This window comes from Hymenobacter elongatus, assembly GCF_004745955.1.
Classification (GTDB): Bacteria; Bacteroidota; Bacteroidia; order Cytophagales; family Hymenobacteraceae; genus Hymenobacter; species Hymenobacter elongatus.
The window spans coordinates 1-795 of record NZ_SRLD01000119.1 but is presented as its reverse complement, the minus strand read 5'-3'; the positions used below and the strand labels follow the sequence as shown (position 1 = coordinate 795).

The 795-nt window shown below is 67.8% G+C and carries 1 protein-coding gene; it reads right to left on the bottom strand.

All coding sequences use genetic code 11. The features are described 5' to 3' along the window. Positions 1–13: 13 nt before the first annotated feature. Positions 14–794, bottom strand: a protein-coding gene (locus E5J99_RS21025) for an IS5 family transposase (protein ID WP_394345960.1) whose coding sequence is annotated in 2 segments (ribosomal slippage) — positions 14–443 and positions 442–794 — 783 coding nt in all. Because the reading frame shifts where the segments join, the coding sequence is not laid out codon by codon here. Position 795 lies beyond the last annotated feature (1 nt).

Genomic DNA, 795 nt, shown 5'->3' with positions numbered 1-795 from the left:
CTAGGGCGTGTTCTCAATTTAGCCAGAGCATGATGGCGCGTAGTTGGACAAACGCGGCGTAGGAATCGGCGAGCTTATCGTATCGAGTGGCCACGCGCCGAAACTGTTTGAGGCGGTTCATGAGCCGCTCGACCTGGTTGCGGTCACGGTAGGTGAGCGGGTCAAGGTGGGGCGGCACGAGGCGGTTGGGGCGGGGTGGAATGACGGCCACCGCGCCGATTTCGGCGATTAGGACCCGGATGGCGTCGGAATCGTAGGCTGTATCGGCCAGCACCTGCCGGGCCGGGGCCAGCAGCGGGCAGAGCAAGTCGGCCGCTTGCGGAGCATCGCCCACCTGGCCCGCCGTTAGGGCAAAGACCAGCAGGCTGCCGGCCCCGTCGCCGGCTACGTGCAGCTTGGTGGAAAAGCCGCCCCGACTACGCCCCAGGGCCTGCGGCCCTTTTTTTACGGGCCCCGGCCGCGTGCTGGTGGGCCCGCACGGTGGTCGAATCGAGCTGCACCTGCCGTTGGCGTGGACTGGGCACGGCTTGACCCGCGGCCTGTAGCGCGGCCAGTACCTGGGCCCACACGCCGCGGGTGCGCCAGCGGCTAAAGCGCACGAATACCCGATGCCACTGCCCCAGGTGCGGGGGCAGGTCCCGCCAGGGCAGGTCCGTGCGCCCCACCCACAGCACGGCTTCGACAAAGCCCCGGTTGTCTTTGGCCACCACCCCGCGCCGACCCACGCGGCCGGGCAAAAGGGGCGCAATCAGTGCCCAATGACTATCGGTGAGCAACGTACGGTCAGCATTCATG